Genomic DNA, 14,833 nt, shown 5'->3' with positions numbered 1-14,833 from the left:
CTATTATACACGTGTGGGCGCGCTTTCCAAGCGAAAGTTTCGGCGGTATACTGAGCGGAAACAAAAGGAGGATTGCGATGGACGTATTGGTCTCGAATTTATTGATGTACGGCAAGACGGCGGAACAGGGGGTGCTCGCGACGCTCGCTGCGCTGGAGGGGGAGCGGAAACGGGGGGAGACCTTGACCGCGGAACACAGACAGCGCGCTTATCGCGCCGTGCGGGAACTGTTGGAACTTGCGACGGAATATGGCTTCGACGAGAATCTTTGGCAAAATTATTTGAGTTATCTGCTCATGATGGATGAAAATCCGTTTACGCTGACGGCGGAGAAGAGCGGCGCGGGCGAGGGCAGTGTGAATACCTTTGTGGAGCAGGATTTTCATATTTTCCGCGCACTGTTTCACTATGACTTTCAGCCGCTCGAGACCGCACTCGACATGAACTGCTTCTCGGTGCTGACGAACTATCGGGCTTTGCCGAAGCCTGCCGTACGCTGTTATCGGGCAGTCAGCGAGAAGGTGAAGGTGCTGAGCCGGAAGCTTGCGGCTGCGGAGAGCGACGCCGCATTTTTTGCGACGATGAGTGATTTTTACCGCGCCTACGGCGTGGGCAAGTTCGGCCTCAACGCGGCGTTCCGCCTCGAAGACGATGAGACGAAGGGGACATTGTTAAAGGCCATCCGCAATATGGATTCCGTGCAGTTCTCGGATCTGATCGGCTACGAGACGCAGAAGGAAGAACTCCGGAAAAATACGGAGGCCTTTCTCCGCGGGCAGAGAGCTAACAATGTGCTGCTTTACGGCGACAGCGGCACGGGAAAGTCGACGAGCATCAAGGCGGTTGTAAACGAATATTATAAAGACGGTCTCCGCATGATAGAGATCTACAAGTATCAGTTCCGGCGGCTCTCCGAGGTGCTTGCGGAAATCAAGAACAGAAATTATCGCTTTATCATTTATATGGATGACCTCTCTTTTGAGGAAAACGAGTCGGAGTACAAGTTCTTAAAGGCAGTCATTGAGGGCGGCGTAGAGACCCGTCCCGACAATGTGCTGATTTACGCGACTTCGAATCGGCGGCATTTGATTCGGGAGAGCTGGAGAGACCGGAATGATGTGGAGCAGGATGCGGACATTCATCATTCCGATACGATGGAGGAAAAGCTCTCGCTCGCGAACCGCTTCGGGCTCTCAATCGGCTACTATAAACCGGCGCGCCGAGCCTATCATGAGATTGTGCTGGCACTCGCCGAGCGCCATGGCATAACGCTTGCGGAGGAGGAACTGCTGCGGCGTGCGGATCAGTTCGAATTGCGGCATGGCGGGGTGTCGGGGCGCACGGCTCAGCAGTTTATCAATGCGGAGCTCGGAAACTGAGCTTGCAAGATGCATTGCGGAGACATACAAAAAGCTCTCACCGCAAGTTCGGTTTGCGCAACTTATCATACCTTATCGAGAGAGAAAGTCCGGGCATAAAACTGTTCGGACTTTTCTCATATACTCTGATAGTCTAAAGCTACGGTAGAATTGTTCACAAGTTTCATGGTATATTTTGAATGCGAAAATTGATCAATAAATCGGAATTTATGGAGAGATGCGATGCGTGGCTGCGAATGGTGTGCGTATAAAGAAATTGAGTGGTTGCTATATCAATCACTGCATTGGTCAGTCTATTTGGCAGATAGACAGGATTATGTCGGCAGATGTATTCTGGTGTTGAATCGGCATTGCGGTAGTCTTTCAGAATTGGAAGTTCCTGAGTGGATGGAATTGAAAACGATTATAGATCGACTGGAATGGGTCTATAAAGAGGTATTAGGCGCCGAATTATGCAATTGGAGTTGTCTGCTGAATAACTTTTACAAAGAAGCAGTACCAAATCCACATCTACATATCCACGTGCGGCCGCGGTATAAAAATGCCATTGTAATCAATGACCACGCATACATAGATACAGAATTTGCCCATCACTATGCTTTGAAAAAAGAGAGCATAGTGTTTGATGACAGAAAAGTATTGTATGCACTTATGAAGAAGCATTTTGTTTTATAACTGTAGTGGTACAGTGAATTTGTAACACCTCTGCCTGATAGATTATAATGTCAGTAGGGGAGAAAAATACAGGACTCGAATATCAGACGGAACCAGACGAAAAGTTGTTCGTGCGCACATTCCGGATGGGCGCACGATTGCCAGCCTTGTGGCTGAGTACGGCATATCCAAAGTCACTGTTTCCAAACTGGGTACGCTCGTATCGCGAAGAATGCCAAGACAATGATGCGGAGAAGTCTCAGTTGGAGATGACTTTTTAAAAAGCCACATAATTCATCTGAACGCTTATTACAATCACTTCAGAAATGCGAAAGCGGGTTATCTCGCTCAAAAATCTCATTGTTGTCAACGAATTCAAGCACTTTACCATGAATCTCATGGTGTCACGGGGCACCGTAAAATGAAGGCGTTTCTGCAAAGAGAAGGAATCTTATTGAGTAAAACAACAGTCCACAAGTACATGAATCGTGAACTGCAACTGCACTCGATTTATTGCCGAAGGAGACCCGCATACCATCGGGGATTAGCTCATAAAATTTTCCCGAATCTGTTAAAGTGGGATTTTTCTCCTGAGCAGCCGAATTGTGCGTGGTGTACTGACTTCACATATATGACACTGACAAATGGAACCATGCGCTATCTTTGTTCCATGATTGATATGACAGAAGCGTTGTTGCCGATGAAAACAGCTCTTTAATCACGAGTTTCCTGGTCGTGCGGGCTGTCCGTATGACAATGTGCCGACGGAGCGCTATTACAATACCTTAAAGATCGAGCTGATTTATCAGTATCGTTTTGAAACTGCAGCAGAACCAGATTTTGTCGTTTCAGAGTTTGCTTACGATCGGTACAATCAGGTACGCCCACACACGTATAACGGATATCTGACTCCGTTTGAAAAGAGAGCAGAGTGTATCATTAAGTAGCGGTGTTACAAAAAGGTTAACCACTACAATATAAGCACACAGGTTAATTGATGTTTAGCTTGAGCAAATGGAAAATGTGAAAACAGTGATATGATGAGATGGACGAGAAATTGACAACCAACTCAAATCGAAATAATACAAAATCACGAGGAAATTATAAGATGGACGATTATATCAAATTAAATGAAGATAGATGGAATCATGTAAAGAACGACTATACTGAGCCATTGACACATGAAGAATTGGAAGAAGTTAGAAAGAACCCGATTTCTGTTGCATTAACGGTTGGGAAAAAAGTTCCGAAAGAATGGTTTGAAAAAGCCAAAGGGAAAAAGATATTAGGTTTAGCTTGTGGTGGTGGACAGCAGGGACCGGTTTTTGCAATAAAGGGTTATGATGTAACCATAATGGATTTCTCTAAATCACAATTACAAAGAGATGATATGGTTGCCAAAAGAGAAGGCTTAAAAATAAACACGGTTCAAGGCGATATGACAAAGCCATTCCCATTTGCAGATGAGACGTTTGATATTATTTTCAATCCGGTTTCAAATGTACATATAGAAGATTTGGAAAACATGTATCAAGAGGCCTCTCGGGTACTGAAAAAGGGAGGACTGTTAATGGTCGGATTTATGAATCCTTGGATATACATGTATGATGCTGACATTGTATGGGACAAACCTGAGGAGGAATTACTTTTAAAGTTTTCAATACCTTTTAATTCAAAAGAACTTGAAGAGGAGGGCAAGATAACCATAAATCCGGAATATGGATATGAATTTAGCCATACCTTAGAAACACAGATCAGAGGACAGCTTAAAAATGGTCTTGCTATGATAGACTTTTATGAATCGTGTGACAAAAGAAATAGATTAGCACGTTATTGGAATGACTATATAGCTACACTTTGCATGAAACTCTAATGTCATAGAATATACTTCGGGAGAATAGCCCGTTTTATTTTCTGTAAGGGTTAAAATCGAAATCCCGGTTTATGAAAATGCCAATATAATGGTGTAAATTCAAAAATCGAAAAGAGTCGGCGACTCCTTATGAGCGGCCTGACGGTTGGCCGGACAGTCACGACGACTTCGCGCCGGAGAGCTTAAGACATGGATTGGAAGAATTACACGCGCGGTTCCGAGACACCGGAATGTTCCGTTCAAGACTCTGATTTTTGATACCTATTTCGGAAGCGAAGCAGCTTTGGTTGCTGCAAGGACAGAATCATCAAAATCCTCTGCGGAACGAGTGTGTCTAAATCCTCTGTCGCAGAGATCGGAACAGGGGGAGATCGAACAATCAAAATAAAAGGCTGAACCGGGAGATTCAGCCAGGTTCTCGATGCATATTGCCTCGAGCAACTCTGTTGGGCAGATAATAGCGGAAAATAGATTGAATGCAAGAAGCCATCCCGGTAAATCCTCTCCTCCGCAACATAGACGCGTATCCGTAAGACAGCCCCTGCGAGGCATATACCGCGAATATGGTATACTGGTTTTCGGCATAGACAGGAGGCGGAGATGGCAAGAAGAAAGCACAAATTACGGAAGAGAACGCTTCGAAGTGTCGCAACGCTACTGGTACTTCTGTTGACGGCGGCCGCGTTCCGAGTCGGAGCGGGCACAGCTGAGATAGCGGTACAACAGGAGAGCGTGGACGCTGTTTCAGAGAGCAGTGAGGCGATCGGTGTCATTGTGCCGCCGCCCGGAGAGTCGGAATTTCCGGTGCTCTCGGCAGCGGGCAGCTATACGGGACAGGCGGCTGTCGACATCAACCGCGGAGTCCCGAACTTTACGGCGGAGGAGCGGGAACTCGGCAGGGCGCGGGCCAAGGAGGGCTATGAGTCCTATGCGGCGCTCGACGCCCTCGGGCGCTGCGGCAGTGCGTTTGCGGTTCTGACCAAAGAGACGATGCCGACAGAACCGCGGGGCAGCATCGGCATGGTGCGTCCGAGCGGTTGGCACACAGTGCGTTATGATGATTTGATTGACGGGAAATTCCTCTATAACCGCTGTCATCTGATTGCCTACATGCTCTCCGGAGAAAATGCGAATCCGAATAACCTGATTACAGGCACGCGCTATTTGAATGTGGAGGGCATGTTGCCCTATGAGAAGCAGGTCGGAGATTTTATCCAAAACGGCGGCGGCGCTGTCCTCTACCGGGCAACACCTGTCTTTTCCGGAGATGAGCTGGTGGCGCGCGGCGTAGAACTGGAGGCAGAGTCCTTGGAAAAGGGAGGAATCCGCTTTCATGTGTTTCTCTACAATGTACAGCCGGGTATTGTGATTGACTATGCGACCGGAGAAAGTCGGCGGGAAGCGTGAAGGACAGAGGAGGTTCTTATGAAAGTGACATACTTAGGCCACAGCGGTTTTCTGTTGGAAGAGAAAGACCGCTACTTTATTTTTGACTATTATAAGGGTGAACTGCCACCGCTCGACAGGGAAAAAGAAGTACTTGTATTTTGCAGCCACTGTCACGGGGATCACTATAATCCGAAGATTTTTGACCTTCTCGATGAGAGGGGCCTGCGCTACCGGGCGGTGTTGGCAAACGATATCAGCGATGAAAAGCGGTTGTCGAAGATAGAGCGCTGTTTTGTGGATCCCGATCAATGCTATCGGCTTGAGAGAGGGATTCAGGTCGAGACGCTACTTTCCAACGACAGTGGCGTCGCGTTTATCGTGAGCACCGGAGAGGGAAGCATTTACCACGGCGGTGATTTGAACGACTGGTATTGGGAGGGAGAACCGGAGGAGGAGAACCGAGAGCTCCGCGCAATCTTTCACGCGGAGATTGAAAAAATCAAGGGCAGACATTTTGATCTTGCCTTTGTGCCGCTCGATCCGAGACTGGAAGCGCACTATGCGGACGGGCTCTTGTATTTCCTGGAACGTGTGGACTGCAATGAGGTCTTTCCGATACACTACTGGGGAGAGCCGAGTGTGATTCAGCGTTTTCTCACGGAATACCCGCGGTATAGCTCCCGCATCAAAAACACGGAGACAGCGAAAGGAGAAGAGATATGAAGTTTAAGATGATACACGAGAATTTGAATGTTGCGGATTTGGAGCGCTCCCTCCGCTTCTACAGCGAAGCCCTCGACTTACACGAGGTGAGACGAAAGACAACGGACGCTTTCATCATCGTGTATTTGAAGAGCGAGGTCGGGGAATTTGAGTTGGAACTCACCTGGCTGAAGGACCATCCGCAGCCTTACGACCTCGGCGAGTGCGAATTTCACCTTGCATTTCGGACGGACGATTTTGAGGCGGCTCACAAAAAGCACAAGGAGATGGGATGCATTTGTTTCGAAAACGAGGCGATGGGCATCTACTTCATCGAAGATCCGGACGGCTACTGGCTTGAGATTTTGCCGTAATGTGAGTTTGTTGTAACGAAAAAGGACAGAAAAGCGAAATCACGCTTTTCTGTCCTTTTATTTTGTGATGTCTGTGTCTGAGGGCGGTGGATCAAATTTGGCGGCGGCATGAAAGAAGCGAACATCCCGAACCTGTTCAAGCCGCAGTTCCCAGAAGGTTGCCTGAATGTCGTACCCTTTTCTCATCCAGCCGTTGTCTAAGGGGCTTAGATCAAAGACGCGCTCCCAATTTTTCTCTTTCATGCGGCGCTGCTCGGAAGGGGAAAGCGCCTCGTAGTGTGTCTCGAGGCAACGGTCTTCGTGCTCGGTATCGGAGAGGAGGCCGTTGTTTAAGATGATACACCAGTAGTCAAAATCGGATAAAAGAACATCTCGGTCGGGAATTTCGATTTCGAGGCAGGCAAAACGAGTCCCGTTGCAGCCGAACGCCCAGCGCTCTCTGCGGAGATCTAGCTTACGGTGTTTGCCGTCCTGTTGATAGAAGGCCCAGACCGGATAAGTGACCTCGTCAGGCGGCGGGCCGATGCGCCGTCTCATTTGCCGGACCAGCCAGTCGTACTGCTCGCGACAGTCTTTCATCAGTGAGAGATTAAAATCACAGCGATAGACGCCGGTTTTAAGAAGTTGCTGGTAGACGGCTTCTTCCTGACAAGTCCAAAGAATCATTCCGGCTCAGCTCTCCACGCGGTTCATATAGTAGTCCCAGCCGAAGACAGCCTTTTCGCAGCGGATACCAATCCGGTAGGAGGGGGTGACGAGCGTATCAAACTCTTCGGCCTGCGGGAATTCGATGCCGAGTTCCAAGAGAACACGGCCGTCGGCTCTTGTTTCGCTGAGAATCTGGAAGAGGTACACATCGCGGAACGAGGGGAACAGCGCCTCGACTTCGGCCGGGGAGAGCACGGTGTCCGGGACGGATTCGAGGAGCTTTCCGTCGGCATCGCGGTAGCGGTAGCCTTCTTTGACACTTTCCGTCAGCTGTCCGCCGATGAGGCGCAACTGTACGGGCCCCGCATAGCTCTTGGTGAAGTTTGTATTCTGCGAATTTTCCGGGAGGACAATGAGTGCCTCGAGTGTGAGCTGTATGCCGGCAGGGTTCAATTCGATTCCTGTGAGTACACAGTCGGAAAAAGAGAAGTGGGAGAATTCGTTGACAGATTGAAATTTCATGCTTGTCCTTTCGTAGGAGTGCAGTGCGCTCGGTCGGGTCCGCAAAGCGGAACGTTATCCAGTATAGTGTGCATGCGTAACAACTGCAATCATGACATTGGTACCGGGGCGAGGGGGGAGCGAAAGAAAAACCGGCACAGTCTGCTCGGACTGTGCCGGTTTGAAAAGAGGATTGCGTTGATGTCGGCTTAGAGCGCGGAATTGTCGGGAGCGCTGTCCTGTGCGGGTGGTTCTTCGGTGCCGTTTTCAGCGGTGGGAACTTCCGGCTCTTCAGGTGCGGGAGTTGTACTTTCCGGCAGCGCCGTACCTGTCGCAGCGTTTTCTGCCTGTGCGGCTTTGGCGGCCTTCGCTTCTTTGGCTTCCTTCAGCTTCTCACTTTCCTTCTTGATTTCCTCGGAAGCGGACTTTACAACCGTAGTGGTCGCCTGTGCGACGGTCTTGGAGAGATTTTTGCTCGCATCCATGACCTCGGTCAGTGTGTCCTTTGAGAGCTTGCCGCCGGAGAGTGCCATTGCGCCGAAAACGGCGGTCGCAATACCGGCGAGGAGGTCGAACAAGAAGCCGATGCCAATGTGAACGCTGACGCCGTAGCTTTTCAGCGCAGCGCCCTGTGAACCGAACACGCGGCTCAGGTTGAGGAGGTTGATCAGCATAATCAAGGTCTGCAGTGCGCCGATGACGGCAACGCCGGTCGCAAAGTTTCTCGGCAGCGCTGTTTTATTGTCCTGTAGGCAGGCGAGGACAATCGCGATAACGCCGAGTACTGCGATGAAGGTCCCGTCGCCCTGGGTGCCGCGAATGCTCATGGCGCCGAAGAATCCGGCAGAGACACTCGCCCAGGGGAGGAAGGCTCCGAGAATTGCAACAGCCGAGGAAATGATGATAAGCAAGCGATTTCGATTCATGACATATCTCCTTTCTATGCCATATAACTATAGCATACTTTCATAAAACGTGACATATTGAACATGATAGATCTGTTTAAGACCTTGATTGTGTAAAACACACAAAACGGATTCACAAAGCACTTTCTTTTTGGTACGATGATACAGAAGTCAACAGTTGCTCTCGAAAGGAGAACCCAATGGAACAGAAGCTGCCCAAGAGAAGTGAAGTTGCGGTGGAACAAACCTGGAAGCTGGAGGATGTCTACCCGGATGTACAGGCCTTTGAAGAAGATCTGAAGCGCGGCCTCGCCCTTGCGGACGAAATTGCAGGCTATGAGGGAAAACTCGGCGACGGTGCAGATGTGCTCTTAAAGGTCTATGAGCTCTACCAGGAGTGCAAGAAGACAGACTACCGCTTCTTCGGCTATGCGATGATGCGGAGTGATGTGGACACCGGAAATGCGGACAACCTCGCGCTTTTACAGAAAGCACAGAGTGCGGATGTAAAGATCCTCGAGAAGACGGCTTTTATCGAGCCGGAAGTGCTGGCGCTCGGCGAGGAGAAGATGAACACCTACTACGAGAGCTGCCCGGCGCTCCGCGCATTTAAGATTACGATTGACGATGCGATCCGTCTTGCGCCGCACACGCTGAATAAGAGCGAGGAGAAGCTGCTCGCGGCGGCAAACATCATGGCCCTCGCCCCCTATCAGAGTTTCTCGATGCTCCAGAATGCGGACATGAAGTTTCCGACGGTGAAGGACGGCGACGAGGAAGTGCAGATCACGAACGGCAGATTTACGCTGCTCGAGGCATCTCCGAACCGTGAGCTCCGCAAGGAAGTTTTTGAGCAGTACTACGGAACCTATAAGAGCTTCCGCAACACCATTGCGTCGCTCTACGATGCGCAGATGAAGCAGCTCTATTTCTTCGCGAAGGCGAGAGGTTATAAGAGCTCCTTTGAGGCGGCGGTCGGCAGAGACAATGTGTCTCCGCAGGTCTGTGAGCGGCTGCTCTCGAGCGTTCACAAGAATATTGCGCCCTTCCACCGCTATATGGCACTCAGAAAGAAGATGCTCGGCGTGGATGAGCTTCACATGTACGATATCTACGCGAACATGTTAAAGGACTACGAGCGCAGCGTGACTTACGAGGAGGCAAAAGAGATGCTGCTCGAGGGTCTTGCACCGCTCGGCGAGCACTACCTTGAGCTGCTCCGCGAGGCGTTTGAGAATCGCTGGATCGATGCGGTCGAGAACGAGGGCAAGCGTGTCGGCGCATACTGCAACTCGGTCTATGCGACCCATCCCTTTGTCCTGATGAACTTTAACAATACCTTTGAAGATGCCTTTGTGCTTGCGCATGAGCTGGGTCACGCAATGCACTTCTGGCACTCCGACCACAGTCACGACTTCTTCAACGCACAGTATAAGATGTTTGTCGCGGAGGTCGCTTCGATTACCAACGAGGTCCTGTTGAACCACTACCTGATCGGTAAGGCGGAGTCCCGCGAGGAGAAGGCGTATCTCATCAACCACCTGCTTGACAGCTTCAAGGGCACGCTGTTCCGCCAGGCAATGCTCGAAGAGTTCGAAATCGAGAGCAATCGGATGTCGGAGACAGGTGTGCCGATCACGGCGGATACGCTTTCCGAGCTCTATCTCCGCCTGAACAAGGAGTACTACGGTCCGGCTATGATATCCGACCCGCTGATCGGCGAGGAGTGGAGCCGTGTGCCGCACATGTACATGAACTTCTACTGCTACCAGTACGCGACGAGTTTTGCGGCTTCGGTTGCGGTCGCAAAGCGCATCCTGACCGAGGGAGAGCCGGCACTCAAGGATTACATCCGCTTCCTCTCCGCAGGTTGCACGGACGATCCGGTCAGTATCCTGAAGATTGCAGGCGTGGATCTTTCGACCGAGAAGCCGGTTGAGGACGCGATGAAGTACTTTGATGAACTGCTGACACAGCTCGAGGAGCTGGCAGAGTAAATCACGAGAGGCGCCCGAAGGGGCGCCTCTTTTTGTGCCGTGCTTCAGGCTGCTTAGGAGAGCAGCGGGGGGCACAGAGCAGAAGAGGGAGGAAAACAATGGCAGTTACATTTTTTGCGGCGCTTGCGCGCATGAAGTATATTGACCGCTGGGCATTGATGCGGGCGAGCCGGCGCGAGAACCTGAGCGAGCATGCGGCCGAGGTCGCGATTCTCGCCCATGCGCTCTGTGAGATCGGAAATTTGCGCCACGGCAGACAGCTAAACGCCGAGCGCGCGGCCGTGATCGGTTTATTCCACGACGCGAGCGAGATTATTACCGGCGATATGCCGACGCCGGTCAAGTACGGCAGCGCGGCGCTCCGCGAAGCGTATCATGCGGCGGAGGAGAGGGCGACGGAGAGTTTACTTGCGCGTCTGCCGAAGGATCTCGCGGCGGTCTATGCGCCCTTACTCGGTGTGGTCACCGCAGCGGAAGAAGGCGGAGAGGAAGAACTCTATCTTTGGCGGCTCGTCAAGGCAGCGGATAAGCTCTCGGCCTATATTAAGTGCCTGGAGGAGGAGAGTGCGGGTAACACCGAGTTCCGTACGGCAAAGCGCAGCATAGAGGCAGAGCTTAAGCGGCTCGCTGTAGAATTGCCGGAGCTTCGGGATTTTATGGAGAATTGCCTGCCGCCTTACGGCAATACGCTGGATGAGCTTTCCGTACAGGGTGACTGGGATGAAAAAAAGCATACGGAGACAGTGCCGGATGCAGAGGCGTAACGCGAACAAAAATTAGCGCCTCTAAAGTTAAAAAAATTTGACTTTTCCGGAAAAGATGGTATTCTGGAATAAACAAATGAACAAATGCTCATATGTTCAAATGTGATAGATGCTTGCAAATTCAGAGGAGGAGATATGCCGGAGAAAGTCAGACAGCAGGTGCCGAGCGAAGATCAGCTCTACGATCTCGCCGAGCTCTTTAAGGTTTTCGGGGATTCGACGCGAATCCGCATTCTATACCGCCTGTTTTCGGGAGAGTACGGCGTGAATGAGCTCGCGGAGAGTCTGAACCTGACGCAGTCGGCCGTTTCCCACCAGCTGAAACTGTTAAAGCAGGCGAGGCTGGTGCAGGCGCGCCGCGAGGGGAAGTCGATGATCTATGCGCTCGCCGATGACCATGTGAGCACGATGATCGGGCAGGGCTTGGAACACATTGCAGAATAAGGAGACGAAAGATGAAAAAGAAGTTTGCTTGTGAGATTGATTGTGCAAATTGCGCGCAGAAGGTGGAAGATGCTATCCGGAAGGTGGACGGCGTCGTGGATGTGAAGGTGAATTTCCTGATGCAGAAGTTCACACTTGAGGCGGAGGACGCGTCGTTTGAGCAGGTTTTGGATGCCGCAATCCGGGCCGGACAGCAGGTTGAGGCGGACTTTACGGTGGCGCGCTGATAGATAGGAGGAAGAGGCATGAATCGCAAACAACAGGCGTTGCTTCGGCGCATTCTGATTGCGGTGGCGTGCTATGTGGCGCTGCTGCTTTTTGAGAAGAGCGGCACAGCCGAACGACTGCACATACCGGAATGGTGTAGCGCCGCGCTTTTTCTGGTGCCGTACCTCCTGGTGGGGCGGGATGTCATTGTCAAGGCACTCAAAAATATCCGGAACGGCCAGGTCTTTGACGAAAACTTTCTCATGCTGATTGCGACGGTCGCCGCCTTCGGCATCCGCGAGTATTCGGAAGCCTGCGCGGTCATGATTTTTTATCAGGTCGGCGAGCTCTTTGAATCGCTGGCGGTCGGAAAATCCAGAGCTTCGATTACGGCGATGATGAGCATTGCGCCGGAATCGGCCAATGTGGAGCGGGACGGGAAAATCCAGGAAGTGGATCCGGATGAGGTAGAGGTCGGTGAGATGATTCTGATCCGCCCCGGCGAAAAGGTGCCGCTTGACGGCATTGTCCTCGAGGGAAGTTCTTTTCTCGACACGGCGGCGCTGACCGGTGAGCCGGTGCCGCGCGAGGTGCGCCCCGGCGATGCGGTGATCAGCGGCTGTGTGAACGGGGAGACCGCACTTCGCGTGAAGACAAGCAAGGCCTATGAGGACTCGACGGTCTCGCGGATTCTGCAGCTGGTCGAGAGCGCGAGCGAGAAGAAGACCCGCATGGAAAATTTCATCACCCGCTTTGCGCGCTGGTATACACCGATCGTGACGGTCACGGCACTCCTGCTGGCACTTATCCCGCCACTTTTCTTCGGCGCTCCGGCGGCGTCCTGGATAAAGCGCGCCTGCATTTTCTTAATTGTCTCCTGTCCCTGCGCACTGGTCATCTCGGTGCCGCTCGGCTTCTTCGGCGGCATCGGTGCGGCGTCCAAGCGCGGCGTTCTCGTCAAGGGCTCTAACTTTCTCGAGACCGCTGCGGAGTTAAAGACGCTGGTCTTTGATAAGACCGGTACGCTGACCCGGGGAGAGTTCCGTGTGGTCGGGATTCACCCCGCGGAAGGATGCAGCGAGGAGGAACTTCTCTCGATGGCGGCGCACGGAGAGAGCCTCTCTTCGCATCCGATTGCCCAATCCATTTTACAGGCCTATGGCGGTGAAATTGACCGCGCGCGTCTCGGTGAGATGCATGAGGCGGCCGGGCACGGACTCGAGGGCATGTTGGACGGCAGAGAGTTGCTTCTCGGCAATGAAAAGCTCCTTGCGAGCCGTGACATTGCCTTTTCGGCAGTCAAGGAGCACGGAACCGTGGTATACGCCGCACACGGCGGCAGTTATGTGGGACATATCATCATTGCGGATGTCGTGAAGCCGGGCGCCGCGGCGGCACTCCGTCAGCTCCGCGAAGTCGGCATCGAGAAGCTGGTCATGCTGACCGGCGACCGGAAGGATGCCGCAGAGGCGATTGCCGCGGAGGTCGGTGTCGACACGGTCTATCACGACTTGCTGCCCGCGGATAAGGTTGAGAAAGTCGAGGCTCTGCTCGCGGCCGAGAAGAAGAACGAAAAGATCGGCTTTGTCGGCGACGGTATCAACGACGCGCCGGTGTTGATGCGCGCGGATGTGGGCATTGCAATGGGCTCGCTCGGCAGCGACGCGGCCATCGAGGCTGCGGATCTTGTCATCATGGACGACGAGCTCTCGAAGATCGCGGACATCATCCGCATTTCGAGAAAGACAGTTCGCATCGTGCGGCAGAATGTCGCCTTTGCGTTGATTGTCAAGGCGGCGGTCCTGATTCTCGGCATCTTCGGTCTCGCGAATATGTGGGAAGCAGTCTTCGGCGATGTCGGCGTGACGGTGATTGCCGTGCTGAACGCGATGCGCGCGCTCACACCGCCGTCCGCTCGGCGCTGAGGCAGCGCTCAATTTCTTCGAGAAAATGAAGCATCAGATCATTCGGAACGGTTCCTTTTTTCAGGATGTAACCGATCCGCATGGTCTGATTTTTATTGTGCCTGTCTTCGCGAAACGGAATCGCGACATAGTCGGAGCCGTTTAAGTCGCGGCTTATGATGCCCGAGCAGAGGGTGTAGCCCTGAATGGAGCGCATAAGATTTAAGTTGGTCGCGCGGTCGGAGGTCTTGATGACGCGCGGGTAGTCGCGGTCGCTCAAAATTTCCTCGGCGAGAAAAGCAGAGCTGTCTTCGCCCTGGTCAAACTGAATGCAGGGGTAGGGCTGCAGTTCTTCGAAGCTAATCGAGGCGAGAGAGGCCAGCGGGTGGTCTTTGTAGAGATAGACATAGGCGTTGCACTCAATCAGCGGGTGGAATTCGAGTAGTTCCTCGCGGAAAATTTTTGAGAGAAAGCGGTGGTTAAAGCTGCTCTCATAGAGGATGCCGACATCGGACTTGCTGCTGATCACGTTGCGGATGACATCGATCGTGCGGGTCTCGAGCACCGAGAACTGGTACGCATTCGTGTCAAAGTGTCGGGTCATATTGGCAAAGGCCTGGGTCACAAAGGAGTAGTGCTGGGTCGAGATGGAAAAGCGCTGCCGGATCTGGCGGGAAGCGCCGAAGCGATCCATCAGGAGCTCATATTGCTGGTGAAGTTCTCTCGCGCGCGCCAGAAATTCCGTGCCGTCCGGTGTCAGGCTGATGCCGCGTGAGTTTCGGTTAAAGAGACGGAAGCCCAGTTCTTCCTCGGCCTCTTTGACGGCGTTCGTGAGAGCGGGCTGTGAGAGGAAGAGTTTTTCCGCGGCGCGGTTGATACTGCCGGCATCGGCAATTTCTGTGAGATAATAGATTTGCTGAAGAGTCATGACAGCCTCCCGATATATCTTGAATTGATAACGTAGCGTGTAATCGCATTTGATACTAACATGCAAAACCCGGCGAAACAAGGTCATCGCCGCGGCAAAACGGGCGCGGCGGCGCAACAGGAAATAAGCGCGGGCAAGATAGAGAGAAAGCGGTGAAGACAGAG

General features: G+C 52.2%; 16 protein-coding genes and 1 pseudogene. 13 read left to right on the top strand and 4 right to left on the bottom strand.

What is annotated here, in order from left to right; genetic code table 11:
- Window positions 1-77 precede the first annotated feature (77 nt).
- The 8 genes and pseudogenes from ACO4XG_RS06140 to ACO4XG_RS06105 all read left to right on the top strand — a co-directional run bounded on the left by ACO4XG_RS06140 (window position 78) and on the right by ACO4XG_RS06105 (window position 6,371).
- Entirely contained in the window at window positions 78-1,379 is a 1,302-nt protein-coding gene (locus tag ACO4XG_RS06140) for an ATP-binding protein (RefSeq protein WP_308509111.1), read from the top strand.
- 222 nt (window positions 1,380-1,601) lie between these two features.
- The gene (locus ACO4XG_RS06135; protein WP_308509112.1) at window positions 1,602-2,054 is read left to right on the top strand and encodes an HIT family protein; all 453 of its coding nucleotides are present in this window, start codon (window positions 1,602-1,604) and stop codon (window positions 2,052-2,054) included.
- Between the two features lie 268 nt (window positions 2,055-2,322).
- The gene (locus tag ACO4XG_RS06130; RefSeq protein WP_485129669.1) at window positions 2,323-2,751 is read left to right on the top strand and encodes an IS3 family transposase; all 429 of its coding nucleotides are present in this window, start codon (window positions 2,323-2,325) and stop codon (window positions 2,749-2,751) included.
- Between the two features lie 28 nt (window positions 2,752-2,779).
- A pseudogene (locus ACO4XG_RS06125) lies at window positions 2,780-2,980 on the top strand (integrase core domain-containing protein); the annotation flags it as partial.
- 161 nt (window positions 2,981-3,141) lie between these two features.
- Window positions 3,142-3,906, top strand: a complete 765-nt coding sequence (locus tag ACO4XG_RS06120; protein WP_308509113.1) for a class I SAM-dependent methyltransferase — start codon at window positions 3,142-3,144, stop codon at window positions 3,904-3,906.
- A 600-nt stretch (window positions 3,907-4,506) separates the two neighbouring features.
- Window positions 4,507-5,313 carry a DNA/RNA non-specific endonuclease gene (locus ACO4XG_RS06115; protein WP_308509114.1) on the top strand — a complete coding sequence of 269 codons (807 nt, stop codon included), beginning with the start codon at window positions 4,507-4,509 and terminating at the stop codon, window positions 5,311-5,313.
- Between the two features lie 18 nt (window positions 5,314-5,331).
- The gene (locus tag ACO4XG_RS06110; RefSeq protein ID WP_308509115.1) at window positions 5,332-6,018 is read left to right on the top strand and encodes an MBL fold metallo-hydrolase; all 687 of its coding nucleotides are present in this window, start codon (window positions 5,332-5,334) and stop codon (window positions 6,016-6,018) included.
- Complete coding sequence (locus ACO4XG_RS06105) at window positions 6,015-6,371, top strand: VOC family protein (protein WP_308509116.1); 357 nt, start codon at window positions 6,015-6,017, stop codon at window positions 6,369-6,371. The genes ACO4XG_RS06110 and ACO4XG_RS06105 overlap by 4 nt, the downstream gene beginning before the upstream one ends.
- Window positions 6,372-6,428: 57 nt before the next feature.
- Here the strand turns inward: ACO4XG_RS06105 and ACO4XG_RS06100 are convergent, their stop codons facing one another.
- The 3 genes from ACO4XG_RS06100 to ACO4XG_RS06090 all read right to left on the bottom strand — a co-directional run bounded on the left by ACO4XG_RS06100 (window position 6,429) and on the right by ACO4XG_RS06090 (window position 8,446).
- Window positions 6,429-7,037, bottom strand: coding sequence for a DUF3841 domain-containing protein (locus ACO4XG_RS06100; RefSeq protein WP_308509117.1), 609 nt, complete (start codon window positions 7,035-7,037; stop codon window positions 6,429-6,431).
- Between the two features lie 6 nt (window positions 7,038-7,043).
- Window positions 7,044-7,541 (bottom strand): hypothetical protein, encoded by a 498-nt coding sequence (locus ACO4XG_RS06095; protein WP_308509118.1) that lies wholly within the window; start codon window positions 7,539-7,541, stop codon window positions 7,044-7,046.
- Between the two features lie 188 nt (window positions 7,542-7,729).
- Window positions 7,730-8,446: a hypothetical protein gene (locus ACO4XG_RS06090; protein WP_308509119.1), complete on the bottom strand. Its 717-nt coding sequence runs from the start codon at window positions 8,444-8,446 to the stop codon at window positions 7,730-7,732.
- Between the two features lie 179 nt (window positions 8,447-8,625).
- Between ACO4XG_RS06090 and pepF the strand changes: the two genes are divergently transcribed.
- From pepF to ACO4XG_RS06065, 5 genes are all read left to right on the top strand, one after another.
- Window positions 8,626-10,422, top strand: coding sequence for an oligoendopeptidase F (gene pepF / locus ACO4XG_RS06085; RefSeq protein WP_308509120.1), 1,797 nt, complete (start codon window positions 8,626-8,628; stop codon window positions 10,420-10,422).
- Between the two features lie 98 nt (window positions 10,423-10,520).
- Window positions 10,521-11,186 carry a 5'-deoxynucleotidase gene (gene yfbR, locus ACO4XG_RS06080; RefSeq protein ID WP_308509121.1) on the top strand — a complete coding sequence of 222 codons (666 nt, stop codon included), beginning with the start codon at window positions 10,521-10,523 and terminating at the stop codon, window positions 11,184-11,186.
- A gap of 135 nt (window positions 11,187-11,321) precedes the next feature.
- A complete protein-coding gene (locus ACO4XG_RS06075) occupies window positions 11,322-11,630 on the top strand; it encodes an ArsR/SmtB family transcription factor (protein ID WP_308509122.1) in 309 nt (102 codons plus the stop codon).
- Between the two features lie 11 nt (window positions 11,631-11,641).
- Window positions 11,642-11,857 (top strand): cation transporter, encoded by a 216-nt coding sequence (locus tag ACO4XG_RS06070; RefSeq protein WP_308509123.1) that lies wholly within the window; start codon window positions 11,642-11,644, stop codon window positions 11,855-11,857.
- Between the two features lie 18 nt (window positions 11,858-11,875).
- A complete protein-coding gene (locus ACO4XG_RS06065; RefSeq protein WP_308509124.1) occupies window positions 11,876-13,762 on the top strand; it encodes a heavy metal translocating P-type ATPase in 1,887 nt (628 codons plus the stop codon).
- On the opposite strand, the gene ACO4XG_RS06060 is transcribed toward ACO4XG_RS06065, so the two are convergent.
- Complete coding sequence (locus ACO4XG_RS06060) at window positions 13,737-14,669, bottom strand: LysR family transcriptional regulator (RefSeq protein WP_308509125.1); 933 nt, start codon at window positions 14,667-14,669, stop codon at window positions 13,737-13,739. The two genes, ACO4XG_RS06065 and ACO4XG_RS06060, sit on opposite strands and share 26 nt — an antisense overlap.
- Between the last annotated feature and the right edge of the window lie 164 nt (window positions 14,670-14,833).

The organism is Stomatobaculum sp., from assembly GCF_057248925.1.
The sequence above is the reverse complement of the archived record's forward strand: the minus strand, read 5'-3'. Positions and strand labels throughout refer to the sequence as shown.

What these genes read in the sequence shown, in the direction of transcription:
- ACO4XG_RS06140 (WP_308509111.1), top strand. Translation starts at nt 78, where the DNA reads ATGGACGTATTGGTCTCGAATTTATTGATGTACGGCAAGACGGCGGAA.
- ACO4XG_RS06135 (WP_308509112.1), top strand. Translation starts at nt 1,602, where the DNA reads ATGCGTGGCTGCGAATGGTGTGCGTATAAAGAAATTGAGTGGTTGCTA.
- ACO4XG_RS06120 (WP_308509113.1), top strand. Translation starts at nt 3,142, where the DNA reads ATGGACGATTATATCAAATTAAATGAAGATAGATGGAATCATGTAAAG.
- ACO4XG_RS06115 (WP_308509114.1), top strand. Translation starts at nt 4,507, where the DNA reads ATGGCAAGAAGAAAGCACAAATTACGGAAGAGAACGCTTCGAAGTGTC.
- ACO4XG_RS06110 (WP_308509115.1), top strand. Translation starts at nt 5,332, where the DNA reads ATGAAAGTGACATACTTAGGCCACAGCGGTTTTCTGTTGGAAGAGAAA.
- ACO4XG_RS06105 (WP_308509116.1), top strand. Translation starts at nt 6,015, where the DNA reads ATGAAGTTTAAGATGATACACGAGAATTTGAATGTTGCGGATTTGGAG.
- ACO4XG_RS06100 (WP_308509117.1), bottom strand. Translation starts at nt 7,037, where the DNA reads ATGATTCTTTGGACTTGTCAGGAAGAAGCCGTCTACCAGCAACTTCTT.
- ACO4XG_RS06095 (WP_308509118.1), bottom strand. Translation starts at nt 7,541, where the DNA reads ATGAAATTTCAATCTGTCAACGAATTCTCCCACTTCTCTTTTTCCGAC.
- ACO4XG_RS06090 (WP_308509119.1), bottom strand. Translation starts at nt 8,446, where the DNA reads ATGAATCGAAATCGCTTGCTTATCATCATTTCCTCGGCTGTTGCAATT.
- pepF (WP_308509120.1), top strand. Translation starts at nt 8,626, where the DNA reads ATGGAACAGAAGCTGCCCAAGAGAAGTGAAGTTGCGGTGGAACAAACC.
- yfbR (WP_308509121.1), top strand. Translation starts at nt 10,521, where the DNA reads ATGGCAGTTACATTTTTTGCGGCGCTTGCGCGCATGAAGTATATTGAC.
- ACO4XG_RS06075 (WP_308509122.1), top strand. Translation starts at nt 11,322, where the DNA reads ATGCCGGAGAAAGTCAGACAGCAGGTGCCGAGCGAAGATCAGCTCTAC.
- ACO4XG_RS06070 (WP_308509123.1), top strand. Translation starts at nt 11,642, where the DNA reads ATGAAAAAGAAGTTTGCTTGTGAGATTGATTGTGCAAATTGCGCGCAG.
- ACO4XG_RS06065 (WP_308509124.1), top strand. Translation starts at nt 11,876, where the DNA reads ATGAATCGCAAACAACAGGCGTTGCTTCGGCGCATTCTGATTGCGGTG.
- ACO4XG_RS06060 (WP_308509125.1), bottom strand. Translation starts at nt 14,669, where the DNA reads ATGACTCTTCAGCAAATCTATTATCTCACAGAAATTGCCGATGCCGGC.